The organism is Paracoccus sp. 08 (assembly GCF_024105395.1).
Classification (GTDB): domain Bacteria; phylum Pseudomonadota; class Alphaproteobacteria; order Rhodobacterales; family Rhodobacteraceae; genus Paracoccus; species Paracoccus marcusii.
The window spans coordinates 1-24,936 of the sequence record NZ_WEKR01000068.1 but is presented as its reverse complement, the minus strand read 5'-3'; the positions used below and the strand labels follow the sequence as shown (position 1 = coordinate 24,936).

Genomic DNA, 24,936 nt, shown 5'->3' with positions numbered 1-24,936 from the left:
CCGGCGCCCCGCCACTTACTCCGGGATCACCCGGACGGCACCCTTTGCCGCGCTGGTGGTCATCGCCGCATAGGCGCGCAGGGCCGTGGTGATCTTGCGCTTGCGCGGCTTGGCGGGCTTCCAGCCTTCCGCATCGCGGGTGGCGCGGCGGGCGGCCAGGGTCGCGTCGTCGACCACCAGCTCGATCTTGCGGTTCGGGATGTCGATGCGGATCAGGTCGCCCTGCTCGACCAGACCGATCGTGCCACCCTCGGCCGCCTCGGGAGAGACGTGGCCGATCGACAGCCCCGAAGACCCGCCCGAGAACCGCCCGTCGGTCACCAGCGCGCATTCCTTGCCCAGACCCTTGGATTTCAGATAGCTGGTCGGATACAGCATCTCCTGCATCCCCGGCCCGCCGCGCGGTCCTTCATAGCGGATCAGCACGACCTCTCCGGCCTTGACCTTGCCGGTCAGGATGGCACTGACGCTGTCGTCCTGGCTTTCGAAGATATGCGCGGGCCCCTCGAAGGTCAGGTTCGAATCGTCCACCCCCGCCGTCTTCACGATGCAGCCGTCCTCGGCCAGGTTGCCGTACAGCACCGCCAGCCCGCCATCGCGCGAGAACGCGTGCTCCGACGACCGGATCACGCCCGTCTCGCGGTCCAGGTCCACGTCGTCATAGCGGTTCGCCTGAGAGAACGCGGTCTGCGTCGGCACCCCGCCCGGCGCCGCGCGGAAGAAATCGTGCACCGACGCCGCGGTCGTGCGCGACACGTCCCACCGGTCCAGCGCCTGTGCCAGCGTGCCGGAATGGACGCTGCCCACCGAGGTGTCCAGCAGTCCGGCGCGGTCCAGCTGGCCCAGAATGGCCATGATGCCGCCGGCGCGATGGACATCCTCCATGTGCACGTCCGATTTCGCGGGTGCGACCTTGCACAGCACCGGCACCTTGCGCGACAGGCGGTCGATGTCGGACATGGTAAAGTCGATCTCGGCCTCATGCGCCGCGGCCAGCAGGTGCAGGACGGTGTTGGTCGACCCGCCCATCGCGATGTCCAAGGTCATCGCATTCTCGAAGGCGGCAAAGCTGGCCACGTTGCGGGGCAGGACGCTGAAGTCGTCGCCCTCGTAATGGCGCTTGGCCAGGTCGACGATCAGGTGGCCCGCCTCGACGAACAGCCGCTTGCGGTCGGCGTGGGTCGCCAGGGTCGATCCGTTGCCCGGCAGGGACAGGCCCAGGGCCTCGGTCAGGCAGTTCATCGAATTGGCCGTGAACATGCCCGAACAGGACCCGCAGGTCGGGCAGGCCGACCGCTCGATCGCCTGCACATCCTCGTCGCTGACCGAATCATCGGCCGCCGCGACCATCGCGTCGACCAGGTCCAGCGCCTTGACACGACCGTCCTGCAGCACGACCTTGCCCGCCTCCATCGGCCCGCCCGACACGAAGACGGTAGGGATGTTCAGGCGCAGCGATGCCATCAGCATGCCCGGCGTGATCTTGTCGCAGTTGCTGATGCAGACCATCGCGTCGGCGCAATGCGCATTGACCATGTATTCCACCGAATCGGCGATGACCTCGCGCGAGGGCAGCGAGTACAGCATGCCGTCATGGCCCATGGCGATGCCGTCGTCGACCGCGATGGTGTTGAATTCTTTGGCGATGCCACCCGCCGCCTCGACCTCGCGGGCGACCAGCTGGCCCAGGTCCTTCAGGTGGACATGGCCGGGCACGAACTGGGTGAAGCTGTTGACGATGGCGATGATCGGCTTGCCGAAATCGCTGTCCTTCACGCCTGTCGCGCGCCACAGGCCCCGTGCGCCGGCCATGTTGCGGCCATGGGTGGTGGTGCGGGAACGATAGGCGGGCATGGCGGATCTCCTTTGGCTGGCATTGCGTCTATCACCCCTCGGCACGGAAGGAAATTACCCCCGACGCGGGAATTTCGCGGTTTTCTGTCGGCAGGGCGCGACGCGGCGGGGGGTCCGGGGGGCGCAGCGCCCCCGGCCGTCGCGGGACGCAAGCGCGCCCCGCCCTCGGGCCTGTCAGGAGGCCAGCTTCATCGTGACGATGCCTGCGACGATCATCCCTGCCGCCGCCATGCGCATCGCGGTGACGGGCTCTGCCAGAAACACCACGCCCACGACAAAGCTGCCCACCGCGCCGATGCCCGTCCAGACCATGTAGGCCGTCCCCAGGGGCAGCGACCGCATCGCCGTCGCCAGCAGCCAGAACGACGCGACCATGCCGACGACCATCACGATGGTGGGGATGGGGCGCGTGAAGCCGGCCGAATATTTCATCGCCGTCGCCCAGACGATTTCCAGAAGACCGGCCGTGAACAGAAGAAGCCATGGCATGGCTGAACCCTCCGAATGATCCGGGCCGTCCCGGAAGTGTCAGCCCGTCAGGGGGAGGTCGTCCTCTGCCGCCCCGTCTAGGACGCCTGATTCTTCCGGTCAAGACGCCGGATCTCGGCGCGATCCCGCCCCGTCCCCGTCAAAACGTCGCGCATTCTCCGCATGGCCTTCCCAACCCGACCCATGCGGCCCATATTGGATGTCAGGAGAAGGAGTGTCCCATGCCGCTGACCCATTTCCTCGCGTTGATCGCCGTGACGATCCTGGCCGCCGCGCGGGTGCAGCTGAACACCCCGGACCGCCACGATCACGACGGCTGATCGCTCAGCTGTCCAGTTCGGCGTCCCAATACAGGAAGTCCATCCAGCTGTCGTGCAGGTGGTTCGGCGGAAAGCGCCGCCCGATTGCATGCATCTCGTCCGCTGACGGTCGGCGCGCGGGCTTGCGCAGCTGCATGCCGGAATGGCGCAGGCTGCGGTTGGCCTTCTTCAGGTTGCAGGGCGAACAGGCCGCGACCACGTTCTCCCAGCTGGTGATCCCGCCGCGCGACCGCGGCACGACATGATCGAAGGTCAGATCGCCCTTGGCCCCGCAATACTGGCAGCAGAATTCGTCCCGCAGAAAAAGATTGAAGCGCGTGAATGCCACGCGCTTCTGGGGTCGGACGAAATCCTTCAGCACCACCACCGAGGGGATGCGGAACGCCTGTCGCTGGCTTCGCACCTCGTGGTCGTATTCCGCGATGATGGTCACCCTGTCCAGGAACACCGCCTTGATCGCCTCCTGCCACGGCCACAGCGACAGCGGGTAATAGGACAGCGGCCGGTAATCGGCATTCAGGACCAGCGCCGGGAAATGGCGCAGGTTGGCCGGCTCGCGCACGAACTGCGTTCGGAAATCGGAATGAAGATGGTCGTCCAGCATAGCGCCTTCCCGTCTGCCCCGTGGGGTTGACCGGGGCGCCCGTCAGATCCGTTGCGTCGACTATATCTGGCGGCGGTGATCTGGCAAGCCCCCGCATCTATTCCCGACGGACCATCCCATAGACGCCCAGGATGACAGCAGCGTGACGACCCCGCGATCAGCCGGGCAGATGCTCCTTCAGAAAGGCCAGCGCGACCGACAACCCGTCCGGAGAGATGCCGTGCCCGGTCCCCTGCATCACGTGGCCATAGACGGTGAATCCCGCCTCCTGCAGGGTCTGGCCGGCCAGGGACATGTCGTCGAAGGGCACCACCTCGTCCTGGTCGCCATGGATCAGCAGGACCGGCGGCTTGACCCGCGCCTCCTCCGCCAGGACCTCGGGGGTCAGCAGGCGGCCCGAAAATCCGACGNCCCCCGCCACGGCCACGTCGCGGCGCGGGGCCACGTGCAGCGCCATCATCGTGCCTTGGGAAAAACCCACCAGCACCATCCGGTCGGGGGTCAGCTCCTCGGCGGCCAGCACGGTGTCCAGGAATTCGTTCAGCGCAGTCACCGACTGGCCCATACTGATGCGGGCATCGACTTCGGACGATCCGTCCAGCCAGGGAATCGGGAACCACTGGAACCCCATCGGATTGTTGCGCGACGGCTCGGGCGCGTCGGGCGCATAGAAGGCCGTCGTGGGCAGATGCGGCGCCAGCGGCTCGGACAGGCCCAGAAGGTCTGTCCCGTCGGCGCCATAGCCGTGCAGGAAGACGACGACCGATCCGGCCTTCTCGGGGCCCCGGCGGGCGGATTGCAGCGGTTCGGTCATGATATTCCCTCGCGTCCTTTGGCCCAGCGGTAATAGGCCCAGAGCCCCCGCGCCGCAACCGCGCGCCACGGCGCCCAAGGCTCGGCCAGCGCGCGCAGCACCTTGGGCCCGGGCCGTTCGGCCAGCCCGTACATGCCGCGCGCCGCCTCCTGCAGGGCCAGATCGCCCGCAGCGAAAACATCCCGGCGGCCCAGCGCGAATTTCAGATAGATCTTGGCCGTCCAGACCCCGATGCCCGGCAGGGCCACCAGTCGCGCCATGGCCTCATCATCAGGCAGATCGCGCAGGCCCTGCCAGTCCAGCCCCGCCGCGGCGATCCCCCTCAGATAGCGCGCCTTGGGACGCGACAGCCCCGCGGCACGCAAGCTGTCGTCATCGGCCTCGCGCAGGGTCGCCTCCCGGTCCAGCCCAGCGGCCTGCAGCCGCCCCCAGATCGCCGCCGCCGCCGCGACCGACACCTGCTGGCCCACGATGGCCTGCGCCATCGCCGCGAACCCGTCCGGCTGGCGGCGCAGGGGCAGCGGCCCAAGCTGGGGCAGCACCCGCGCCCAGACCGGGCAGACGGCCGCCAGATGTGCGGCCCCTTCGTCGATGTCGGCCTGCGTCAGGATCAGGCGCGGCTCAGCCACTCGCCTGCGCCTCCAGCTTCAGCCGCGTCTCCCACGCCATCGAGATATGCTGGCGCAGCGCACGGTCCGCCGCCGCCCCGTCGCCCGCAGCGATCGCCTCGACGATGCGGGCATGTTCGGCCAGCGCGGTCTCGCCCCGCCCCTCGGCGGCCAGCGACGTCCGCGCCATCAGCGCCATGGTCCGGTGCACCAGATCCAGCTGCTGCACCAGATAGCGGTTGTGCGACGCCAGGTGGATCTGCCGGTGGAAGCGTTTGTTGGCCCGCGCCAGCGCCTCGGGATCGCCCTTGGTGCGGCGGTCCTCCTCGACCATCTGGGCCAGCACGCGCACCTCCTCCGGCGTCGCGTGGCGGGCAGCCAGGCGGGCGGCCAGCGCCTCCAGCTCGGCCCGCACGGTATAGAGCTCGGCCAACTGGTTGTGGTCCAGCGAAGCGACGATCAGGCTGCGCCCGTCGCGCACCAACATGGCTTGCGTCTCCAGCCGCTGCAGCGCCTCGCGTACGGGGGTGCGGCTGACGCCGAACCGCTCGGCCAGCTCGGATTCGACCAGCCGGTCGCCGGGGCGGTATGTTCCGCCCTCGATGGCGGTCAGGATCAGGGAATAGGCGTCTTTCATCCGCGAACGATTGGCCCGCGCGTGCCGAATTGCAAGCGGTCCGCGCGCAAGCTATGCCCGGGGCATGGATTTTTCGCATGTCACCGCCTGGATCTTCGATCTGGACAACACCCTCTACCCGCCCGAGGCGCAGCTTTTCGCGCAGATCGAGGTCCGGATGACCGCCTGGATGATGCGCGCGCTGGACGTGCCGCAGGATCATGCGAACCGCCTGCGCGCGGATTACTGGCGGCTGCACGGCACCACGCTGGCCGGGCTGATGGCCGAACATCAGATCGATCCCGCGGCATATCTGGCCGACGTGCACGACATCGACTTCTCGGTGTTGACCCCCGACCCGGACCTGGCCGCCGCCATCGCGGCCCTGCCGGGGCGGCGGATCATCCACACCAATGGCGACGCGGGCTATGCCCGCCGCGTCCTGGCCGCCCGCGCCCTGCCCGAGGACCTGTTCGACGCCGTCTATGGCATCGAGGAGGCGGGCTTTCACCCCAAGCCCGACCCCCGCGCCTATGCGCCGATCCTGGCCGCGTCCGGCATCGACCCCGCCCGGGCCGCGTTCTTCGAGGATGACCCGCGCAACCTGATCGTCCCGCACGACCTGGGCATGCGCACCGTGCTGGTGGGCGACGGTCGCCACGGGCCCGACGCGCTGACCGGCGGGGTCGGCCCGCATGTTCAGCACCGCACCCATGACCTGACCGGCTTTCTGCGCGCGCTGGTCTGACTGCGACAGCGCCGCCCCTTTCCCCCGCCCGCGCGGCGGGGCAGTCTGACCCGGAACCGAAGGGGCCTGCCATGACCGACACGCGCATCGACGACATCGACATCCTGATCTCGGGCGGCGGACTGGCCGGGCTGATCGCCGCCTGCGCCTTCGGGGCCGAGGGGTTCTCGGTCCTCTGCGTCGATCCCGCCCCCCCGGTGACCGAGGAGGACGCGGCGGGCGCCGACCTGCGCTCGACCGCCTTCCTGATGCCCTCGGTCGCGCTCTTCGAACGCATCGGGCTGTGGGAACACCTCGCCCCCCATGCGACCGCGTTGCAGGTCATGCGCATCGTCGATGCCGGGGGCGCCACCGCCACGCCGCGCCTGACCCGCGACTTCGACGCGGCCGAGATCGGCGACCAGCCATTCGGCTGGAACCTGCCCAACTGGCTGATGCGGCGCGAGCTGATGGCCCGCACCCGCGCCCTGCCCTCGGTCCGGGTGATCCACGGCACCGGCACGGCGACGGTCCTGCCCCGATCCGAAGGCGCGGTCGTGACCCTGACCGACGGCCGCCGCCTGCGCGCCCGCCTGCTGATCGGCGCGGACGGCCGCGATTCCGCGGTCCGGGGCGCCTTGGGCATCGGCACGCGCACCTGGCGCTATGGGCAAAAGGCGCTGGCCTTTGCCGTGACGCATGAACAGCCCCACCATAACGTCTCGACCGAGGTGCACCGCTCCGGCGGGCCCTTTACGCTGGTCCCCCTGCCCGACCGTGACGGACAGCCCGGTTCGGCCGTGGTCTGGATGGACGACGCCGCCGCCATCGACGCGCTGCTGGCCCTGCCCGCCCCAGGCTTCGAAGCCGCGCTGAACGACCGCTCCGCCGGGGTGCTGGGGCACCTGCGCCAGGCGACCCCCCTGACCGCCTGGCCGATCGTCAGCCAGATCGCCGACCGCTTCGCCGGCCCCCGCACCGCGCTGATCGCCGAGGCCGCGCATGTCCTGCCCCCCATCGGCGCGCAGGGCCTGAACATGAGCCTGGCCGACCTCTCGGCGCTGCTGGAGCTCAGCCGCGCCGATCCGGGCAGCGCCGACAGCCTTGCCCGCTACAACCGAACGCGCCGCCCGGACGCCTATGCACGCATTCTGGCCATCGACGCCCTGAATCGCGCCAGCCAGGCGCAGCTGCGCCCGCTGCGCGACCTGCGCGCCGCGGCTCTGGGCGGGTTGTACGGAATCGCACCCGTGCGCCGGATGATGATGCGGGCCGGCCTGGGTCTCAGCTAAGACACCGGCACCGCGCGACACCGGGGGGTGCGGGGGGCTGGCCCCCCGCCGTCGCGGGACGCACTCAGATCAGGCCCGCATGCTCCAGCGCCGCGTCGATCAGATGGCGCGTCGGTTCGGTCAGCGGCGTCAGCGGCAGGCGCACCCGCTCGTGGCAGAGGCCAAGGCGCGACATCGCGTATTTCGCGCCCACCAGCCCCGGCTCGACGAAGATCGCCAGATGCAGCGGCATCAGCCGGTCCTGGATCTCCAGCGCCGCCGCGTAATCGCCGCGCAGCGTGGCCTCCTGGAACTGCGCGCACAGGCGCGGCGCGACGTTCGCGGTCACGCTGATGCAGCCCACGCCGCCATGCGCGTTGAAGCCCAGGGCCGTCGCGTCCTCTCCGGACAGCTGGATGAAATCCGCCCCGCAGGTCATGCGCTGGCAGCTCACGCGCTCCAGCTTGCCGGTCGCGTCCTTGACCCCGATGATCGACGGGATCTTCGCCAGGACGCCCATCGTCTCGGGCATCATGTCGACGACCGACCGCCCGGGGATGTTGTAGATGATGATCGGCAGATCGCAGGCCTCGGTCAGCGCGGTGTAATGCGCGATCAGCCCCGCCTGCGTCGGCTTGTTGTAATAGGGCGTGACGACCAGTCCCGCATCCGCGCCCACGCTGGCCGCGTGCTGCAAGAGGCCGATGCCCTCGCGCGTGGAGTTCGACCCGGCGCCCGCGATGACCGGGATGCGACCGTTCACCGCACGCACCACCTCCTCGATGACGGTGCGATGCTCGTCATGGGTCAGGGTGGGACTTTCGCCGGTGGTACCCACGGGCACGATGGCGTGGCTGCCCTGTTCGACATGCCATTCGACCAGCTTCTTCAGCGTGTCCAGATCCAGCTCGCCGTCCGGGGTGAACGGCGTGACCAGGGCTGGCATCGACCCTTTGAACATGACACGCTCCATGATGATCCTTGGTGAAAGCAGGCAATTGCGCGGCCATCCCTAACCAAGGGCCGCGAACTTGCCAAGGTTGTGAATTGCACGCGGGGCGTTTGACGGTGACACAGGGTGGTGATGCGACTTCTGCGTGACATGACGATGGCGGGCCTTCTGGCCCTGTCCCTGGCTCTGCCCGCACGGGCCGAGGATCCGGGCGCGATGGCGCTGGCCCTGGCCGCGACCCAGGTCCAGGACTGGGTGACCGCCCGTGACGCCGCCCGCGCCGCAGGCCCCTTGGGCGAGGCGCTGGTCGGCTGGCACGCCCTGCGCGCAGGCCACGGCGATTTTGCCGATTACGCGGGCTTTCTGCGCAACCATCCCGACTGGCCCGGCCTTGACCTGCTGATCCAGCGCGGAGAGACGCGGCTGCGCCCCGGCGCCGATCCCGACGACATCCGCCTGTGGTTCGACGGCCGCAGCCCCACCACGCGGGCCGGCCTGAACGCGCTGACCGCGATCCTGCCCGACGCCGATGCCGCCCGGACCCGCCAGGCCTTCTTCACCACGCAACCCCTGCCGGCCGAGGACGAGGCCGCCCTGCTGGCCGCCTTTCCCGAACTGCTGCCGCTGATCCCCGCGCGCATCACCGCGATGCTGGATGCGGGGGAATGGGCACAGGCCGAACGCCTGCTGCCCCGCCTGCCCGAGGCCGACCGCCCCCTGCCCCGCGCCCGGATCGCCGTGCAGGCGGGCCGTGCCGGCGTCGACGACCTGATCCTGGCGCTGCCTGCCGACCTGCGCTCCGATCCGGGCCTGGCGATGGACCGCTTCGACTGGCGCGTGGGCGCAAAGCAGCATGAGGGCGCCCAGGCCCTGCTGCTGGAATCCTCGACCAGCGCGGAGGCGCTGCGCGTTCCGGCGCGATGGGCGTCGATGCGGGTGGATTACACGCGGCTGGCCATGCGGAACGGCGACTGGGACCGCGCGCTGCGCTTGGCCACGCCGCATTTCCTGACGCCCGACAACCGCCATTACGCCGACCTGGAATGGCTGGCGGGCTTTGCCGCGTTGAAGACCGGCGATGCGGCCCGCGCGCTGACGCATTTCGACCATCTGGAAACCGTCGTCGGCGCCGCGATCAGCAAGTCGCGCGCCTTCTACTGGCAGGGTCGCGCGCATGAGGCCCTGGGCGACGATGCCGCCGCACGCACGGCCTTTGGTGCGGCGGCCGACCTGCCCGGTACCTATTACGGTCAACTGGCGATGGAGAAGGTCGGCCGCACCCTGCCCGCCGATTACGCCGTGGCCGACGCGGCCATCGACACCCTGCCCGACTGGCGCGGCAGCGCGCTGCGTGAGAACCCGATCTTTCGCGCAGGCCTGTGGCTGGTCGCCAGCGGACGGCGCGACGACGCGCAGCGCTTTCTGCTGCACTTGGCGGAAACCGCGGCCCCAGACGACATCGCCCGCATGGCGCGCCTGATGTACGAGGCCGGGACCCCCTGGCACGGGCTGCGCTTGGCCAAACAGTCGGCGAACCAGGGCGTGATCTGGCCCGTCGCGCATTTCCCCCTGACCGGGCTGGAGCGCGAGGATCTGGGCCCGCCCCCGGAACTGGTCATGGCCATCGCGCGCCAGGAATCCGAATTCAACCACACGGCCTCCAGCCCCGTCGGCGCGCAGGGGCTGATGCAGGTGATGCCCGGCACCGCCGAACAGGTCACGCGCCAGATCGGCATGCCCTATGACCTGGCGCGCCTGTCCAGCGATGCCAGCTACAACGCGCGGATCGGGTCGCAATACCTGATCGACCTGGCCGACCGGTTCGGCCCGTCCGTGGCGCTGATCGCGGCGGGCTACAATGCCGGGCCGGGGCGGTCCGCGCGTTGGCTGAACGATTTCGGCGACCTGCGCCGCGATGCCGATCCCGTGGACTGGGTCGAGCTGATCCCCTTCGACGAGACGCGCAATTACGTCATGCGCGTGGCCGAGGCGCTGCCGATCTATCGTGCGCGCATCCATGGCACGCCCGCGCCGGTCGTCACCCGGTGGGACCTGTCGGGCGGCGGTGCGGTGCCGCCCCCGCCGGCGCGGCTGACGCTGGCCCTGTCGGCCAAGCCGCGGCCCAAGCCCTTCATCGGACCGCGCCTGCCCGAAGGCTGGTTCAGCGCGACCGCATCCGCTGTCGCCACAGAGTGAACAGGCTTGCCGCGACGACGATCGCGGCCCCAATCACCACGTTGGCGCGCAGCTTCTCGTTGAACAGGACCACGCCCAGGATGCTGACCCAGACCAGCTGCGTATAGCCGAAGGGCTGCAAGGCCGACGCCTCGGCCAGCTCATAGCTGCGGATCATCAGGTAATGCGAGGTCATGCCGCAGACGCACAGGCAGCCCATCCAGACCCAGTCCATCGGTGCCAGCCACTGCCAGTCCCAGATGCCCACCAGCGTCATGGCCACCGCCCCCGACACGCCGGTCCAGAAAAAGCTGACCATTGCCGGATCGTCGCGCGACACGTGTCGCGTCAGCAGGCCGTACAGCGCGAACATCAGCGCCGCCGCAAAGGGCAGCAGCGCCGCCATGCTGATGACCCCGCCGCCGGGGTTCAGGATCACGATGATCCCGGCAAAGCCCACCGCGATGGCGGTCCAGCGCCGCCATCCGACCGCCTCGCCCAGGACCGGCCCGGACAGGGCCGCGACCAGCAGCGGATAGACGGAAAAGACAGCATGCGTCTCGATCAGGCCCAGGCGGACGAAGGCCTCGACCATGATCAGCACCTCCAGCGCCAGGATCACGCCGCGGGCGATTTGGGTCAGGGGGCGTTTCGTGCGGATGGCGCGTTTCAACCCGCCCGGCTGGCGTGCGACCAGCGCGATCACGAACAGCGCAAAGACCCAGTACCGGATCATCACGATCAGCACCGGCGGATAGCCCCCGCCCAGAATGCGAGAGAACACGTCCTGGAAGGCGAAGATCAGGCTGACCGCGCACATCATGGCGATGGCAAGGCCGGTGCGGTCGCGGACGGGGGCCTGCCCCTGCGGCGGAACCGGGGGCGGCGCCGCGACGGCGGCGGATGCGGCATAGGGCTGGGTCGGTCGGTCGTCGGACATAAGCGGGCGCCTTCAGGGTTGCCCCCTGTTGCGCCCGCCATTCCGCAAGGTCAAGCGAGGGTCAGGGTTGCACGGTCTGCAACCCTGACCTGTTGCAGCCTAGTCGCGGGCGCGGATGATCTTGGCGAAGGGGTCCAGCAGGGTGGGGTTCGCCGCGATGAGACGACCCGATTCCAGCGGATCGTCGCCCTCGCGGATGCCGTGGACGAAACCGCCGGCCTCGCGCACCATCAGGATGCCCGCGGCCACGTCCCAGGATTTCGTGCCGCGTTCCCAATAGCCGTCGAACCGGCCGCCGGCGACATAGGCCAGGTTCAGCGCCGCGGACCCGAAACCGCGCACGCCCGCACAGACGGGCATCAGCTGGGCCAGATCCTGGATCATCGCTGGCAGCGGGCCGGTCCCGGCATGCGGGATCCCGGTCGAGAACACCGATTCGGACAGCTTGGTGCGGCCCGACACGCGCAGGCGCTGGTCGTTCATATAGGCGCCGGTGCCCTTTTCGGCCACGAACATCTCGTCCTTGGCGGCGTCGAAGATGACCGCGGCGACGATCTCCTTCTTGTGCTCCAGCGCGATGGAGACGGCCCAGTGCGGCAGGCCGTGCAGGAAGTTCGTCGTCCCATCCAGCGGGTCCACGATCCAGCGGCGGGTGGGGTCGTCGCCCTCGGTCTTGCCGGTCTCCTCGCCCAGCCAGCCATAGCTGGGGCGGGCGGTCATCAGCTCTTCCTTGATCAGGCGTTCGGCCTCGCGGTCGGCGCGGGTGACGAAATCGCCGGCGCCCTTGACGCTGACCTGAAGGTTCTCGACCTCGCGGAAATCCTTGACGAGGGCGCGACCCGCCTTGCGGGCGGCCTTGATCATCACGTTCAGATTGGCGCTTGCCATCGGGTGCTCCGGGAATTGGGGTTGGCCGCGTCATAGGGCAGACGCGGCGGAAAGCCAAGCATCACGCGCCGGCCTAGCTGGACGGGGTGCGCAGCATCCGCAGGGGTTCGGTGCGCGACAGGCGCAGCACATGCGCCATGTAGGGCTGTGACAGGTCGTCCGACCGCACCGCCGCGTACAGACGGCGGCGGATCCCCTGCGGCCCCAGCGGCAGCAGCACCAGTTCCGGGTTCGCGGCCTCGCGCCGCAGGACCCAGTCCGGCATGACCGCGACGCCCCGCCCCGATGCCACCAGCATCAGCGCCACCGCGGTCAGTTCGACCGTGCGCTGGCGCGCGGGTTCGATGTTCGCGGGCGTCAGGAACTGGCTGAAGACGTCCAGCCGTGCGCGGTCCATGGGATAGGTGATCAGCGTCTCGGCGGCCAGATCGGCGGGATCGGCATGGCCCTTGGCCGCCAGCGGATGGCCCGCCGGCACGACCAGGGTCGGCGCATAGTCGAACAGCGGCTGAAAGGTGACGCCCGCCAGATCCTCGGGGTCCGAGGAGATCACCAGGTCCACCTCCTCGCGCACCAGCGCGGGCAGCGCGCCAAAGGCCAGGCGCTGGCGGATGTCCACGTCCACGTCGGGCCAGGCGCGGCGAAAGATGTCCAGCACCGGCAGCAGCCAGTCAAAGCAGGCGTGGCATTCCATCGCGATGTGCAGCCGGCCGATGCGCCCGGCCTCGACGCCCTTGAACTCTGCCTCGGTCGCCTCGACCAGGGGCAGGACCTGTTCGGCCAGGCGCAGCAGGCGCATGCCCGCGGCGGACAGGCGCATGGGCTTGGCGCGACGCACGAACAGCTGGGCACCCGACTGCTCCTCCAGCGCCTTGACCTGGTGGGACAGCGCGCTCTGCGTGATGTTCAGCACCTCGGCGGCGCGGGCCAGGCCGCCCTGTTCGTGGATCGCATGCACGGTGCGCAGATGGCGCAGTTCCAGATGCATGATGAAACGCCCTCACGTTGATGTTGAAGATTATGAATTTGTCTCACGCCGCGCCTCATGGCACAAGAGCCGCCAACACGAAGGGATTCGCCATGACCACGCCGAACGTCAGCTTTGAGTTCTTCCCGCCCAAGACGCTGGAAGCCTCGTTCAAGCTGTGGGAGACCGCCAAGGTGCTGGCCCCGCTGGCCCCCGATTTCGTGTCGGTCACCTATGGCGCCGGCGGCACGACCCGCAAGCTGACCCATGAGGCCGTGACCACGATCAACCGCCAGTTCGGGTTGCAGGTCGCGGCGCATCTGACCTGCGTCGAGGCCACCCGCGCCGAGACGATGGAGATCGTGCAGTCCTATGCCGATGCCGGGATCACCCAGATCGTGGCACTGCGCGGCGATGCGCCCAAGGGGGCCGACCGCTTCACCCCGCATGACGACGGCTTTGCCAATTCGGTCGAACTGATCGAGGCGATCGCCGCGCGCGGCGACATGACGATCCGCTGCGGCGCCTATCCCGAACCGCACCCGGACAGCGCCGATGGCGATGCCGACGTGACCTGGCTGAAGCGCAAGATCGAGGCCGGGGCCACCAGCGCCATCACGCAGTTCTTCTTCGAGCCCGAAACCTTTTTCCGCTTTCGCGACAAATGCGTCGCGGCCGGCATCGACGCGCCGATCATCCCCGGCCTGCTGCCGGTCCAAAGCTGGGCCGGGACCAAGCGGTTCGCCGCGACCTGCAACACCACCGTCCCGGACTGGGCCGAGGAGGCGTTCCAGCTTGCGGCCCTGGACGGCCCCGACGCACAGCGTGCGCTTGCGACCGACCTGTCGGTGGACCTGTGCGAAAAGCTGATCGCGGGCGGCGTGGACCAGCTGCATTTCTATACGCTGAACCGTCCCGAACTGACCCGCGACGTCTGCGCCGCCTTGGGCGTGCGCCCCAAGGCCGGGCTGGAGGCCGTGGCCTGACCACCCCTTAGGCGGGATCGACGGGCGGGCGGCGCCAGCGCGCGGCGATGGTGGCGGGCGATCTGCGACGCGGCGGGCGGTGCGCAGTCAGGTGTCCGGTCAGGCGGGCCGGCCCGGCAACGGGTCTTGGCACCGTCGGATGCAGCGCCTCGGTCATGTAGCGGCCGGCAAGGCGGGGCGTGCGCGCCAGGAACGCCTTGCCCCAGTTGCGCCACGACCCGATCGACGGCGCCGCGGCATCTCCCGGAAACAGCCCCCGCCATCCAGGCGGCAACGGCAGGCCGACCTGTTCGGCCCGATCCAGCATCCAGACCAGCGGGATGTTCGCCAAGGGCCGCGACATCTCGAACCCGGACAGCTGTCCGCCGATGTCGGGATGCGCGCCGCGAAACCACATCTGCTCGATCCGGCCCGCCGCATGGGCATCGTCCCACAGCAGCGGCGCAAAGGCGGCGCGGGTCTCATCCAGGGCCAGGGCCTGGAACCCGTGCTCGATTCCCTGCCCCAGATGCGCGTCGTGAAAGCGGAACCGCGGCTCTGTCAGCATCCACAGCACCGGCAGCCGCAGGCCCAGGGCCATCACCGTGTCAAAACAACCGACCATGCGGATCGGCGCTTGCGCATGACAGCGCCTGCGCCGGAAGGCGGCCATCGCCTGCGGCGTGCCCCCCTGGTGGTAATAGCGCCAGGCCAGCCGGATGTGGCGTTCGGTCGCCGCCTGCGCCTGCAGCAGGCCCACGCGGCTGATCATCCCCGCCAGGCTGCGGATCGCGAAGGCCCCGCGGGAATAGCCCAGCATGAAGATCCGGTCGCCGGGGCGATAGCCGCTGGCCAGCCAGCCATAGGCATCGGTGATGCGAGTTTCCAGGATGCGGCCCATGACCAGGTCGGGCAGCGTGCGCCATCGGGCCCATTGCTGTCCCATGCCGTAATGGACGCGAATGCGTCCGGGCGGCAGGGCGCCCAGCTGGCCCGTCAGCAGGCGGTGGATGCGGCCGATGGAACTGCGCCTGCCATCGGCCAGCGACGCGAAGGTGCCGTCCATCAGCACGACATGGATGGTGGGTGGTCTGGTCACGCTCATGCCCCCAAGCCTAGCATGGGGGCATGAGCAAACCGTTACGACAGGCGCATCACGGTCGCGTTGGTCATGGCGCCGAAACCGTTGAATCGCGTGTTCGTGACCGTCGAATAGGCGCCCGCGCCGTGGAAGATCACGAAATCGCCTTCCTGGATCGTGTCCGGCAGGGCCAGTTCACCCGGCAGGCGGTCGACCGAATCGCAGGTCGGGCCAAAGATGACGCGGCCACCGGCCTCGCCCACGCGCGGGGTGCCCTTGGGAGTCAGGACCTCGATGCGGTCGATGTTGCCGATGATCGGCAGCTCGGCCAGGCCGCCATAGACGCCGTCGTTCAGGAACACGTGGCCGCCGTCGCGCACGCCCTTGACCCGGGTGATCAGAGCATAGGCATCGGCCACGATGCCGCGTCCCGGTTCGCAGACCAGGTCGGGCGCGTCGGTGCCGAACATCTCGGTCACGGTGTCGGAGATCTCCTGGAAGATCGAGGTCAGGTCGGGCTCGACGCCGACGACGCGGTGCGAGGGGAAACCGCCGCCCACGTTCAGGCGCACCGCGCGCACGCCCGCCATGTCGCAGATGTCCTTGGACACGCGGATATAGCTTTCCCATGCGATCGGATCGGTGCATTGCGTGCCCGGATGGAAGGTCAGCGACGGGACGTATCCACGGCGCGCGACCTCTGCCAGCAGCTCGGCCGCCAGTTCGGGCGATGCGCCGAACTTGGAGCCGAAGTCATAGGCCGCGCCCAGCACCGGCAGCTTGAAGCGGGGCGATATCTCGACCCCCTTGCCGTCGACCTGGGTCGGCACCTGATCGAACAGCTTGTCCAGTTCGGACCGGCTGTCCACGGACCAGGCGCGGATGTTCTGGGACACGCCGTGCGCGATCTCGGACCTTGCGCGGACGGGATTGTGGTAATGGCGCGCAGCATGCGGCGCCATGCGGCCGATCAGGTCGATCTCGAAGGGCGAGGCCACGTCGAAACCGCGGATGCCGGCGGCGACAAGGTTCTGAATCACGGCCTCGTCGGGGTTGGACTTGACCGCATAGGTCACCAGCCCCGGAAAGCCGTCGATGAATTGCCGCGCACGGTCCTGCAAGACTGTCGGCGCGAAGACCATGACCGGATGTTCCGGGGCCAGATGTCGGATGACCTCGGCCGGATTTTCCCAGACGGTCTTCTGTTGTCCCATTGCGGTTCCTTTCGCACGAGGCTGGATGATGGGTTGCGGTCCTGCAACCCGGAATGGCGCTTTTGAGTTCCGATTTCACCGATGAAAAGGCTAGAATCGCATGTCATCCCGGTTATTATGACGCAGTTCATGTCATTTTGACGAAACAGGCAGGCAGGCGCGGCTTTGGACGATCTGGATCGCAACATTCTGGCGCAGCTGTCGGGCGACGCGCGCATGTCGGTGGCGGTGCTGGCCCGCCGCCTGCGCGTCGCGCGTTCGACCGTGCAGGCCCGGCTGGAGCGGCTGGAGAGCACCGGCGCCATCGCCGGATACACGCTGCGCCTGGGAGAGGCCGCGCGCGGGGCCCGCATCCGCGCCACCGTCCTGCTGGGCATCGAGCCCCGCGCCCAGCCCGCCGTGCTGTCGCGGCTCAAGTCCCTGCCCCAGGTCGAGCGTGTGCACACCACCAGCGGCCGGGTCGACCTGCTGCTGCAGCTGGCCACCGCCTCGACGACCGAACTGGACGAGACGCTGGACCGCATCGGCGGGATCGAGGGCGTGCGGTCGTCCGAAAGCCTGATCCACCTGGCGACCAAGCTGGATCGCGCCGTCTAGGCGCGACGCCTGTTGCCTCGAATCTCCTGTGGGCGGACACTGTGCCCACCGACGCAAGGGAGGATGCGATGAGCTATTATTCCGGCTTCGTGCTGGCCGTGCCCGCGGACAAGCGCGACGACTATGCCGATCACGCGACCAGGGCCTGGCCGGCGTTCAAGCGTCACGGCGCGCTGCGGCTGGTCGAATGCTGGGGCGAGGACGTGCCCCACGGCAAGCGCACCGATTTCTATCGCGCGACCGAGGCCACCGGCGACGAGGTGCCTGTGCTGTCCTGGATCGAATGGCCCGACCGCGCCACCGCGGATGCCGCATGGGCCGCGATGATGACCGAGGACCACCCCGACATGGCCGACATGCCCTTTGACGGCGCGCGCATGTTCTGGGGCGGCTTTGCCCCCATCGTGGACCTGCGCTGACGGGCCCGGCCGCGAACCGCCCCGGATGACATGCCCGGTGCCGACGGGCTTGGCCTTTGGCCCCGCATTCGCTAATCCCGCTGCAACAGATGGGGTGATGCGATGACGATGGACAAAAGCTTTGACGCGGCGGATGCCGAGGCCCGGATCGCGGCCGAATGGGAACGCCGGAACGCCTTTGCCGCCGGGGCCAATGCCCGGCGGTCGGAAACCTTCACCGTGATGATCCCGCCCCCCAACGTCACCGGCAGCCTGCATATCGGCCACGCGCTGAACAACACGCTGCAGGACATCCTGGTCCGCTGGCACCGGATGCGGGGCTTTGACACGCTGTGGCAGCCGGGTCAGGACCATGCGGGCATCGCCACCCAGATGGTCGTCGAACGCCGCATGGCCGAACGGGGCGAACCCGGCCGGCGCGAGATCGGGCGCGAGGCCTTCACCGCCAAGATCTGGGACTGGAAGCGGGAATCCGGCGACACGATCATCAACCAGCTGAAGCGCCTTGGCGCCAGCGCGGACTGGTCGCGGAACGCCTTCACCATGTCCGGCGCCCCCGGCGCCCCCGCGGGCGAGGAGGGCAATTTCCACGACGCGGTGATCCGGGTCTTCGTGGACCTTCACAACAAGGGCATCATCTATCGCGGCAAGCGGCTGGTGAACTGGGACCCGCATTTCGAGACCGCGATCAGCGATCTGGAGGTCGAGAACCGCGAGGTTCCGGGCCACATGTGGCACTTCAAGTATCCGCTGGCCGGTGGTGAGACCTATGAATACGTGGAACGCGACGAAGACGGCCGCGTGACCCTGCGCGAGACGCGCGACTATATCAGCATCGCCACGACCCGCCCCGAGACGATGCTGGGCGACGGCGCGGTGGCCGTGCATCCGTCGGATGCGCGCTATGCCCCGATCGTCGGCAAGCTGGTCGAGATCCCCGTCGGCCCCAAGGAACACCGCCGCCTGATCCCGATCATCACCGACGAATACCCCGATCCCGATTTCGGCTCGGGCGCGGTCAAGATCACCGGCGCGCATGATTTCAACGATTACGGCGTCGCGATGCGCAACGGCATCCCGCTCTATGCGCTGATGGACGGCAAGGCGCAGATGCGCGCCGACGGCCTGTCCTATGCCGAGAGCGCCGCCATCGCGACCCGCGCCGCGCAAGGCGAGGATGTGGGCGATGTGGGCGCCGTGAACCTGGTCCCCGAGGACCTGCGCGGTCTGGACCGGCTGGAGGCCCGCAAGCGCGTGATCGCCCAGGTCACCGCCGAGGGCCTGGCCGTCACCTATCTGCACAAGGAGATCGAGCCCGAGACCGGCGCCGAGCATCTGGAGCGTCGCCCGGTGGTCGAGGCGAAGCCCATCATGCAGCCCTTCGGCGACCGGTCCGGCGTGGTGATCGAGCCGATGTTGACCGACCAGTGGTTCGTGGACACCGCCCGCATCGTCGAGCCCGCGCTGGAGGCCGTGCGGTCGGGTCGGACCGAGATCCTGCCCGAGCAGCATAAGAAGGTCTATTTCAACTGGCTCGAGAACATCGAGCCCTGGACCATCAGCCGCCAGCTGTGGTGGGGCCACCAGATCCCGGTTTGGTATGACGCGGAGGGCAACCAGTATTGCGCCGCCACCGAGGCCGAGGCGAAGGCCATGGCGCCGGGCAAGGCGCTGACCCGCGACCCGGACGTGCTGGACACCTGGTTCAGCAGCGGCCTCTGGCCCATCGGGACGCTTGGCTGGCCCGAGAAGACGCCCGAGCTGGAGCGGTATTTCCCGACCGACGTGCTGGTCACGGGCTTCGACATCATCTTCTTCTGGGTCGCCCGGATGATGATGATGCAGCTGGAGGTCGTGGGCGATGTGCCGTTCAGGACCGTCTATGTCCACGGGCTGGTGCGCGACGAGAAGGGCGCCAAGATGTCCAAGTCAAAGGGCAACGTCATCGACCCGCTGACGCTGGTGGATGCTTACGGTGCGGATGCGCTGCGATTCACGCTGACCAGCATGGCGGCGATGGGGCGCGACCCCAAGCTGGGGCCCAAGGCCGTCGAGGTGAACCGCAACTTCGTCACCAAGATCTGGAACGCCACCCGTTTCGCGGAGATGAACGGCGTGCGGGGCGGCGGCGCGCGTCCGCAGCCCGCCCATACCGTCAACCGCTGGATCATCGGAGAGACGGCGCGCATCCTGATGGCTGTCGACGAGGCGCTGGCCGCCTATCGCTTCAACGATGCGGCGACGGGGCTTTACGCCTTTGTCTGGGGCAAGGTCTGCGACTGGTATGTCGAATTCGCCAAGCCGCTGTTCGACGGCGACCATGCGGAGGAGACGCGGGCCACGATGGGCTGGGTGCTGGATCAGTGCTTCGCCATGCTGCACCCGATCATGCCCTTCGTCACCGAGGAGCTGTGGGCGCTGACCGGGGACCGCGACCGCATGCTGGTCCATGGCGACTGGCCCGAACTGGGCGCGGACCTGATCGACGCAGAGGCCGACCGGCAGATGAACTGGGTCATCGCGCTGATCGAAGGCGTGCGGTCCGCGCGGGCGCAGATGGGCGTGCCGGCGGGCGCCAAGCTGGACCTGGTCGTGACCGAGGCAGACGCGGCCGCCCGGGCGGCGCTGGCCGCCAACGGTCCGCTGATCGAGCGGCTGGCGCGGGTGAACCCGGCCGCCGACGGGGTCGCCGGCAAGGGGATGATCGCCGTGTCTGTTCAGGGGGCCAGCTTCGCGCTGCCCATCGGCGACGTGATCGACGTGGCGGCCGAGACCGCGCGCCTACAGAAGGCGGAGGCCAAGCTGCGCAAGGATGCCGACGGCCTGTCCAAGCGCCTGTCGAACCCCAAGTTCGTCGAGAATGCCGATGCCGAGGTGATCGAGGAGACCACCGGCAAGCTGGCCGCGCTGGAGGACGACATTGCCCGCCTGCAGGCCGCGCTGGCGCAGTTGGCGGCGATGTAAGCCTGCGGCCCGGCCTGCCCCGTCGGGCTGGCTGGGCCAAGGGTCTTCCGGCAAGAGAGAGTCACAAGGGAGGCGCGGATGGGCTGGCTGGAGCGGATCGCCGAACGGATGATGCTGAAGGCCCGCGCCGAGGGCAAGCTGACGGGGATTGAGGGCGAGGGCAGGCCCCTGCCCGACCGGCCCGTTGAGACGGATGCGACGGCGGCGGGATTCCGGATCATGGCGCAGGCGGGTGTGCTGCCGCAGGAGATCGTGCTGAAGAAGCAGGTGATCGCCGCGCAGGCCCGCCTGTCCGACCTGCCCGAGGGCCCCGAGCGCGCGGCCCTGCTGGCCGAGATCGCGCGGCTGCAGATGCGTCAGGCCATCGCCGAGGAGGCCCGACGCCGCTTCATGCGGGACTGAGGGCGGCCAGCGCGCGGGGCAGCGCGTCCTCGAACACGTCCAGTTCGTGGATCGGTGCGGCGCTGATGCGGATGCAACGGTCCAGGGGGGCGACACCCGGCATGCGGGCGAAGACGCCCTCGCGCTCCAGTGCGGCGATCAGGGCGCGGGCGAAGTCGCCATCGCGATGGGTATCCAGCGATACGAAATTCGTGGCCGAGGGCAGCGCGGTCAGGCCGCTGGCGGCGCCGATATCGGCGATGCGCAGCCGGGCGGCCTGAACCTCGGCCACGACATGGGCCAGCCAGCCCTGGTCGGCCAGCGCGGCCAGCGCCCCGGCCTGGGCGATGCGGTTCACCCCGAAATGGTTGCGCACCCGGTCAAAGCCCGCGATCAGGTCCGGCGCGCCGATCGCATAGCCGATGCGCGCGCCGGCCAGGCCATAGGCCTTGGAGAAGGTCCGCATGCGGATCACCCGCGGATCGTCCGCCGCGATGTCGGGAATGGCCGAGGCCGGCGCGAATTCCGCATAGGCCTGGTCCAGCACCAGCAGGCAGTCGGCCGGCAGCCGGTCCAGCATCGCCGCGATCACCGTGCCGTCGTGCCAGGTGCCCATCGGATTGTCGGGATTGGCCAGATAAAGCAGCCGCGCGCCGGTGGCATGGGCGCGCGCGACCAGGGCGTCGGGATCTTCGGCATTGTCGCGATAGGGGACCTTGTGCAGCACCCCACCGAAGCCCGCGACGTGATAGTTGAAGGTCGGATAGGCCCCGTCCGAGGTGACCACCGCATCGCCCGGCGCGACCATCATCCGCACCAGGTTGCCCAGCAGGCCGTCGATGCCCTCTCCGACCATGATGCTGTCCGGGGTGGTGCGGTGATGGGCCGCCAGCGCGTGGGACAGATCAAAGCTGGGCGCGTCGCCGTATTTCCAGACCTGGCCCACGGCCTCGCGCATGGCGCGGGCGGCCAGCGGGCTGGGTCCGAACGCGCTCTCGTTCGCGCCAAGGCGGGCGGCGAAGGGCATGCCGCGGCGGCGTTCCAGGGTTTCGGGGCCGACAAAGGGCACGGTCGCGGGCAGGCCCGCCACCAGGGGTGCAAAGGGCGGCATCAGAACGCGCGAAAGGTCATGGTGGTCAGGGTGCGGCTGATATGGGGGATGTCGAACAGCCGGTCCGACAGGAAGCGGCCGACATCCTGGTCCTCGGGGATGTAGACCTTGGCGATCAGGTCGAAATCGCCGGAGGTGGAATAAAGCTCGCTGACGACCTCGCGGTCGTAGATGGCCTCGGCGACCTGATAGGTCCTGCCGGGCTCGCAGCGGAACTGGACGAAGACGGCGCGCATGAAAAAGCTCCTGTTTGGGGGCAAGGTTAGACCGTGGCCGCGGCGCGGGTCCAGTCCCCGCGCGCGTGGCCGCGCCAGAACCGCCGCATCAGCAGCACCGCGGCAAAGGTCAACCCGACGCACAGGCCCAGCCACAGGCCCGCGGGGCCGAAGCCCAGGGGAAAGGCAAGCGCCCAGGCCACCGGCATGCCCACGACCCAATAGCTGAAGCCCGCGATCCACATCGGCACCTGCGTGTCCTGGACCCCGCGCAGGAAGCCCAGGGCGATCACCTGGAACGCATCGGTCAGCTGGAACAGCGCGGCATACATCAGCAGCATCGCGCCAAGCGCGACGATCTGCGGGGCCTGCGGATCGGTCGGGTCCAGATACAACCGCACCAGCTGTTCGGCGAACAGCAGGTACAGCATGATGGCCACGGCGGCAAAGGCCAGCGACATCCACACGACCGTGACCGCCGCATCGCGCATCCAGGCGCGATCGCCGCGGCCCTTGGCCTGGCCCACCCGGACGGTCGCGGCGTTGGACAGCCCCAGATGCGCCATGAAGGTGATCGAGGTGATCTGCAGCGCGATGCCGTGGGCGGCCAGCTGGGGCGTCCCGATCCAGCCCATCATGATGTTCGAGGCGACGAACAGCCCGCCCTCGGCCACCATGGTCAGGCCGATGGGCCAGCCGATCCGCGCGATCTGGCGCATGGCCTGCCAGTCGGGGCGCCAGAAGCGCTGGAACAGGTTGTACTTGCGCGCGACGGGCACCCAGCCCGCATAGGCGATCAGGGCCAGCAGCTGGACCACCTGGACGGTGACGCTGGCGATGGCGGCGCCGCGCACGCCCAGTTCGGGCGCGCCCAGGTTGCCGAAGATCAGCACCCAGTTCAGCGCCAGGTTCAGCGGCAGCCCGGCCAGGGTGACCCACATGACGACCTGCGTCCGCTCCAGCGCGGCCAGATAGGACGACAGGGTCAGCTGGCCCAGGACCACCGCTAGGCCCCAGCCCGCGATGCGCAGGTAATCCTGCGCCAGCGCGCTGACCGTGTCGGTCTGGCCCAGCGCCTGCAGGATCGGTTCGGACCACCACATCAGCGGCATCACGGCCAGGGCATAGCCGGCCGACAGCCACAGCGCCATCCGGGCCCCGCGGCGGACCTCGGTCTCTCGGCCGGCGGCGACATGGGCGGCGATCAGGCCCAGCACGCCGATGCCGAAGCCCATGCCCAGAAAGAACAGGATGTGGAAGAAGCTGGTCGCGATGACCAGGGCGGCCAGCGGCTCGACCCCGTACCAGCCGACCATGACCGTGTCGCCCACGCCGATGGCCATGCGCGCCAGGTGGCTGCCGATCAGCGGCAGGCCCAACGACAGGGTCGCAAGAACATGGGGGCGGTATCGGCTGTGCATCGTCCTGCCATATCCGCAGCCGCAAAATGCGGCAAGGGGCGGCATTGCACGCCCTGCAACATTTCGCGCCGCATCGGCGGAAAGGCGGCGGCGGGGCGGGTCCGCGCGGCTTGCCGCCCCTGCCCCCATCTGCGATAGATCGCGCGAACACCGACCCCAGGAGGCCCCCGATGAGCTTTCGCGCCCGCCATCTTCTGGGCATCGACCATCTCAAGCCCGACGAGATCGTATCGCTGTTGGATCTGTCCGAGGATTACGTCAGCCTGAACCGTCGCACGGTCAAGCATTCCGATGCGCTGGCCGGCATGACCCAGATCAACATGTTCTTCGAGAACTCGACCCGCACCCAGGCCAGCTTCGAACTGGCAGGCAAGCGGTTGGGCGCGGACGTGATGAACATGGCCGTCGCGCAGTCGTCGGTGAAGAAGGGCGAGACGCTGATCGACACGGCGCTGACGCTGAACGCGATGCAGCCCGACCTACTGGTAGTGCGCCACCCGCATTCCGGCGCGGTGAACCTGCTGGCGGAAAAGGTGAACTGCGCGGTCATCAACGCGGGCGACGGGCGGCACGAGCATCCGACCCAGGCCCTGCTGGACGCGCTGACCATCCGCCGCGCCAAGGGGCGGCTGCAGCGGCTGACCATCGCCATCTGCGGCGACATCGCCCACAGCCGGGTGGCCCGGTCGAACCTGATCCTGCTGGGCAAGATGGAGAACCGCATCCGCCTGATCGGCCCCGCGACGCTGATGCCCGCCGGCGTGGCGGACATGGGGGTCGAGCTGTACGAGGACATGCGCGAGGGGCTGCGCGGCGCCGATGTCGTCATGATGCTGCGCCTGCAGAAGGAGCGGATGGATGGCGGCTTCATCCCGTCCGAACGCGAATACTTCCACCGCTTCGGGCTGGATGCGGAAAAGCTGGCCCTGGCCGCGCCCGACGCGATCGTCATGCATCCAGGTCCCATGAACCGCGGGGTCGAGATCGACGGCACCATCGCGGACGACATCAACCGCAGCGTCATCCAGGACCAGGTCGAGATGGGCGTCGCCGTCCGCATGGCCGCCCTGGACCTGCTGGCCCGCAACCTGCGCGCCAGCCGTGGCCGCGCCGCCGCCGGAGAATCGTGATGGACCTGATCTTCCGCAACGCCCGCCTGATCGATCCCGAGGCCCAGACCGACGACATCGGCAGCCTGCGCGTCACTGACGGTCGCATCGCCGGACGCGGCGCGCCCGAGGAAGCCGCCCCCGAAGGCGCCACCGTCATCGACTGTCGCGGCCGCGCGCTGGCGCCCGGCCTGATCGACTGGGGCGTCAAGATCGGCGAACCGGGCGAACGCC

At 69.0% G+C, this 24,936-nt stretch carries 24 protein-coding genes and 1 pseudogene; 10 read left to right on the top strand and 15 right to left on the bottom strand.

Going from position 1 to position 24,936, the window contains the following annotated elements:
• Positions 1-15: 15 nt before the first annotated feature.
• From ilvD to GBO37_RS17200, 6 genes are all read right to left on the bottom strand, one after another.
• Positions 16-1,854 carry a dihydroxy-acid dehydratase gene (gene ilvD / locus GBO37_RS17225; RefSeq protein ID WP_148911285.1) on the bottom strand — a complete coding sequence of 613 codons (1,839 nt, stop codon included), beginning with the start codon at positions 1,852-1,854 and terminating at the stop codon, positions 16-18.
• Between the two features lie 174 nt (positions 1,855-2,028).
• Complete coding sequence (locus tag GBO37_RS17220; protein ID WP_194886238.1) at positions 2,029-2,343, bottom strand: multidrug efflux SMR transporter; 315 nt, start codon at positions 2,341-2,343, stop codon at positions 2,029-2,031.
• Between the two features lie 324 nt (positions 2,344-2,667).
• A complete protein-coding gene (locus tag GBO37_RS17215) occupies positions 2,668-3,267 on the bottom strand; it encodes an HNH endonuclease (RefSeq protein ID WP_045981097.1) in 600 nt (199 codons plus the stop codon).
• Positions 3,268-3,424: 157 nt separating this feature from the next.
• Positions 3,425-4,081 carry an alpha/beta hydrolase gene (locus GBO37_RS17210; protein WP_252930155.1) on the bottom strand — a complete coding sequence of 219 codons (657 nt, stop codon included), beginning with the start codon at positions 4,079-4,081 and terminating at the stop codon, positions 3,425-3,427.
• Positions 4,078-4,710 carry a DNA-3-methyladenine glycosylase 2 family protein gene (locus GBO37_RS17205; protein ID WP_252930154.1) on the bottom strand — a complete coding sequence of 211 codons (633 nt, stop codon included), beginning with the start codon at positions 4,708-4,710 and terminating at the stop codon, positions 4,078-4,080. Before GBO37_RS17205 ends, GBO37_RS17210 begins: the two co-directional genes overlap by 4 nt.
• Positions 4,703-5,326, bottom strand: a complete 624-nt coding sequence (locus GBO37_RS17200) for a GntR family transcriptional regulator (protein WP_252930153.1) — start codon at positions 5,324-5,326, stop codon at positions 4,703-4,705. Before GBO37_RS17200 ends, GBO37_RS17205 begins: the two co-directional genes overlap by 8 nt.
• Before the next feature lie 64 nt (positions 5,327-5,390).
• Between GBO37_RS17200 and GBO37_RS17195 the strand changes: the two genes are divergently transcribed.
• On the top strand, positions 5,391-6,053 hold the full coding sequence (locus GBO37_RS17195; protein WP_252930151.1) for a pyrimidine 5'-nucleotidase: 663 nt from the start codon (positions 5,391-5,393) through the stop codon (positions 6,051-6,053).
• A gap of 71 nt (positions 6,054-6,124) precedes the next feature.
• Positions 6,125-7,324 (top strand): UbiH/UbiF family hydroxylase, encoded by a 1,200-nt coding sequence (locus GBO37_RS17190; RefSeq protein ID WP_194886234.1) that lies wholly within the window; start codon positions 6,125-6,127, stop codon positions 7,322-7,324.
• Between the two features lie 64 nt (positions 7,325-7,388).
• On the opposite strand, the gene dapA is transcribed toward GBO37_RS17190, so the two are convergent.
• Positions 7,389-8,264, bottom strand: coding sequence for a 4-hydroxy-tetrahydrodipicolinate synthase (gene dapA, locus GBO37_RS17185; protein WP_046000330.1), 876 nt, complete (start codon positions 8,262-8,264; stop codon positions 7,389-7,391).
• 123 nt (positions 8,265-8,387) lie between these two features.
• Here dapA and GBO37_RS17180 point away from each other — a divergent pair, with 123 nt between their 5' ends.
• A complete protein-coding gene (locus GBO37_RS17180) occupies positions 8,388-10,451 on the top strand; it encodes a lytic transglycosylase domain-containing protein (protein WP_252930150.1) in 2,064 nt (687 codons plus the stop codon).
• Here the strand turns inward: GBO37_RS17180 and GBO37_RS17175 are convergent.
• The 3 genes from GBO37_RS17175 to GBO37_RS17165 all read right to left on the bottom strand — a co-directional run bounded on the left by GBO37_RS17175 (position 10,417) and on the right by GBO37_RS17165 (position 13,246).
• A complete protein-coding gene (locus tag GBO37_RS17175) occupies positions 10,417-11,370 on the bottom strand; it encodes a DMT family transporter (protein ID WP_252930149.1) in 954 nt (317 codons plus the stop codon). The genes GBO37_RS17180 and GBO37_RS17175 overlap by 35 nt on opposite strands.
• 99 nt (positions 11,371-11,469) lie before the next feature.
• Complete coding sequence (locus tag GBO37_RS17170) at positions 11,470-12,258, bottom strand: inositol monophosphatase family protein (RefSeq protein ID WP_045981091.1); 789 nt, start codon at positions 12,256-12,258, stop codon at positions 11,470-11,472.
• Between the two features lie 73 nt (positions 12,259-12,331).
• Positions 12,332-13,246, bottom strand: coding sequence for a LysR family transcriptional regulator (locus GBO37_RS17165; protein WP_252930148.1), 915 nt, complete (start codon positions 13,244-13,246; stop codon positions 12,332-12,334).
• A gap of 92 nt (positions 13,247-13,338) precedes the next feature.
• On the opposite strand from GBO37_RS17165, the gene metF reads away from it, so the two are divergent.
• Positions 13,339-14,211 (top strand): methylenetetrahydrofolate reductase [NAD(P)H], encoded by an 873-nt coding sequence (gene metF, locus GBO37_RS17160; RefSeq protein ID WP_045981089.1) that lies wholly within the window; start codon positions 13,339-13,341, stop codon positions 14,209-14,211.
• A gap of 7 nt (positions 14,212-14,218) precedes the next feature.
• Here metF and GBO37_RS17155 read toward each other — a convergent pair whose 3' ends face one another.
• Positions 14,219-15,295 (bottom strand): DUF2235 domain-containing protein, encoded by a 1,077-nt coding sequence (locus GBO37_RS17155; protein ID WP_252930147.1) that lies wholly within the window; start codon positions 15,293-15,295, stop codon positions 14,219-14,221.
• A 35-nt stretch (positions 15,296-15,330) separates the two neighbouring features.
• Positions 15,331-16,485, bottom strand: a complete 1,155-nt coding sequence (locus GBO37_RS17150; RefSeq protein ID WP_252930145.1) for a type III PLP-dependent enzyme — start codon at positions 16,483-16,485, stop codon at positions 15,331-15,333.
• 165 nt (positions 16,486-16,650) lie between these two features.
• Between GBO37_RS17150 and GBO37_RS17145 the strand changes: the two genes are divergently transcribed.
• The 4 genes from GBO37_RS17145 to GBO37_RS17130 all read left to right on the top strand — a co-directional run bounded on the left by GBO37_RS17145 (position 16,651) and on the right by GBO37_RS17130 (position 20,867).
• Positions 16,651-17,082: an Lrp/AsnC family transcriptional regulator gene (locus GBO37_RS17145; protein ID WP_252930144.1), complete on the top strand. Its 432-nt coding sequence runs from the start codon at positions 16,651-16,653 to the stop codon at positions 17,080-17,082.
• A gap of 68 nt (positions 17,083-17,150) precedes the next feature.
• Positions 17,151-17,501, top strand: a complete 351-nt coding sequence (locus tag GBO37_RS17140) for a DUF1428 domain-containing protein (RefSeq protein WP_194886228.1) — start codon at positions 17,151-17,153, stop codon at positions 17,499-17,501.
• 102 nt (positions 17,502-17,603) lie between these two features.
• Positions 17,604-20,465 (top strand): valine--tRNA ligase, encoded by a 2,862-nt coding sequence (locus GBO37_RS17135; RefSeq protein ID WP_252930143.1) that lies wholly within the window; start codon positions 17,604-17,606, stop codon positions 20,463-20,465.
• 78 nt (positions 20,466-20,543) lie between these two features.
• Entirely contained in the window at positions 20,544-20,867 is a 324-nt protein-coding gene (locus GBO37_RS17130; RefSeq protein WP_252930142.1) for a DnaJ family domain-containing protein, read from the top strand.
• Here the strand turns inward: GBO37_RS17130 and GBO37_RS17125 are convergent.
• Genes GBO37_RS17125 through GBO37_RS17115 form a run of 3 tightly spaced genes read right to left on the bottom strand, consistent with a single transcriptional unit; the run spans position 20,854 to position 23,593 of the window.
• Positions 20,854-21,957, bottom strand: coding sequence for a pyridoxal phosphate-dependent aminotransferase (locus GBO37_RS17125; protein ID WP_252930141.1), 1,104 nt, complete (start codon positions 21,955-21,957; stop codon positions 20,854-20,856). The genes GBO37_RS17130 and GBO37_RS17125 overlap by 14 nt on opposite strands.
• Positions 21,957-22,193 carry an Lrp/AsnC ligand binding domain-containing protein gene (locus GBO37_RS17120; RefSeq protein ID WP_045981082.1) on the bottom strand — a complete coding sequence of 79 codons (237 nt, stop codon included), beginning with the start codon at positions 22,191-22,193 and terminating at the stop codon, positions 21,957-21,959. The genes GBO37_RS17125 and GBO37_RS17120 overlap by 1 nt, the downstream gene beginning before the upstream one ends.
• Positions 22,194-22,219: 26 nt before the next feature.
• Complete coding sequence (locus tag GBO37_RS17115) at positions 22,220-23,593, bottom strand: MATE family efflux transporter (protein ID WP_046000005.1); 1,374 nt, start codon at positions 23,591-23,593, stop codon at positions 22,220-22,222.
• Between the two features lie 170 nt (positions 23,594-23,763).
• Here GBO37_RS17115 and GBO37_RS17110 point away from each other — a divergent pair, with 170 nt between their 5' ends.
• On the top strand, positions 23,764-24,723 hold the full coding sequence (locus tag GBO37_RS17110) for an aspartate carbamoyltransferase catalytic subunit (RefSeq protein WP_045981080.1): 960 nt from the start codon (positions 23,764-23,766) through the stop codon (positions 24,721-24,723).
• Positions 24,723-24,936 (top strand): annotated as a pseudogene (locus GBO37_RS17105) (dihydroorotase); the annotation flags it as partial. The gene GBO37_RS17110 and the pseudogene GBO37_RS17105, both read left to right, overlap by 1 nt.

Excerpts from the sequence above, each read along its gene's own strand:
- ilvD (WP_148911285.1), bottom strand. The coding sequence starts at position 1,854 with ATGCCCGCCTATCGTTCCCGCACCACCACCCATGGCCGCAACATGGCC.
- GBO37_RS17220 (WP_194886238.1), bottom strand. The coding sequence starts at position 2,343 with ATGCCATGGCTTCTTCTGTTCACGGCCGGTCTTCTGGAAATCGTCTGG.
- GBO37_RS17215 (WP_045981097.1), bottom strand. The coding sequence starts at position 3,267 with ATGCTGGACGACCATCTTCATTCCGATTTCCGAACGCAGTTCGTGCGC.
- GBO37_RS17200 (WP_252930153.1), bottom strand. The coding sequence starts at position 5,326 with ATGAAAGACGCCTATTCCCTGATCCTGACCGCCATCGAGGGCGGAACA.
- GBO37_RS17195 (WP_252930151.1), top strand. The coding sequence starts at position 5,391 with ATGGATTTTTCGCATGTCACCGCCTGGATCTTCGATCTGGACAACACC.
- GBO37_RS17190 (WP_194886234.1), top strand. The coding sequence starts at position 6,125 with ATGACCGACACGCGCATCGACGACATCGACATCCTGATCTCGGGCGGC.
- dapA (WP_046000330.1), bottom strand. The coding sequence starts at position 8,264 with ATGTTCAAAGGGTCGATGCCAGCCCTGGTCACGCCGTTCACCCCGGAC.
- GBO37_RS17180 (WP_252930150.1), top strand. The coding sequence starts at position 8,388 with ATGCGACTTCTGCGTGACATGACGATGGCGGGCCTTCTGGCCCTGTCC.
- GBO37_RS17175 (WP_252930149.1), bottom strand. The coding sequence starts at position 11,370 with ATGTCCGACGACCGACCGACCCAGCCCTATGCCGCATCCGCCGCCGTC.
- GBO37_RS17170 (WP_045981091.1), bottom strand. The coding sequence starts at position 12,258 with ATGGCAAGCGCCAATCTGAACGTGATGATCAAGGCCGCCCGCAAGGCG.
- GBO37_RS17165 (WP_252930148.1), bottom strand. The coding sequence starts at position 13,246 with ATGCATCTGGAACTGCGCCATCTGCGCACCGTGCATGCGATCCACGAA.
- metF (WP_045981089.1), top strand. The coding sequence starts at position 13,339 with ATGACCACGCCGAACGTCAGCTTTGAGTTCTTCCCGCCCAAGACGCTG.
- GBO37_RS17155 (WP_252930147.1), bottom strand. The coding sequence starts at position 15,295 with ATGAGCGTGACCAGACCACCCACCATCCATGTCGTGCTGATGGACGGC.
- GBO37_RS17150 (WP_252930145.1), bottom strand. The coding sequence starts at position 16,485 with ATGGGACAACAGAAGACCGTCTGGGAAAATCCGGCCGAGGTCATCCGA.
- GBO37_RS17140 (WP_194886228.1), top strand. The coding sequence starts at position 17,151 with ATGAGCTATTATTCCGGCTTCGTGCTGGCCGTGCCCGCGGACAAGCGC.
- GBO37_RS17135 (WP_252930143.1), top strand. The coding sequence starts at position 17,604 with ATGACGATGGACAAAAGCTTTGACGCGGCGGATGCCGAGGCCCGGATC.
- GBO37_RS17130 (WP_252930142.1), top strand. The coding sequence starts at position 20,544 with ATGGGCTGGCTGGAGCGGATCGCCGAACGGATGATGCTGAAGGCCCGC.
- GBO37_RS17125 (WP_252930141.1), bottom strand. The coding sequence starts at position 21,957 with ATGCCGCCCTTTGCACCCCTGGTGGCGGGCCTGCCCGCGACCGTGCCC.
- GBO37_RS17120 (WP_045981082.1), bottom strand. The coding sequence starts at position 22,193 with ATGCGCGCCGTCTTCGTCCAGTTCCGCTGCGAGCCCGGCAGGACCTAT.
- GBO37_RS17115 (WP_046000005.1), bottom strand. The coding sequence starts at position 23,593 with ATGCACAGCCGATACCGCCCCCATGTTCTTGCGACCCTGTCGTTGGGC.
- GBO37_RS17110 (WP_045981080.1), top strand. The coding sequence starts at position 23,764 with ATGAGCTTTCGCGCCCGCCATCTTCTGGGCATCGACCATCTCAAGCCC.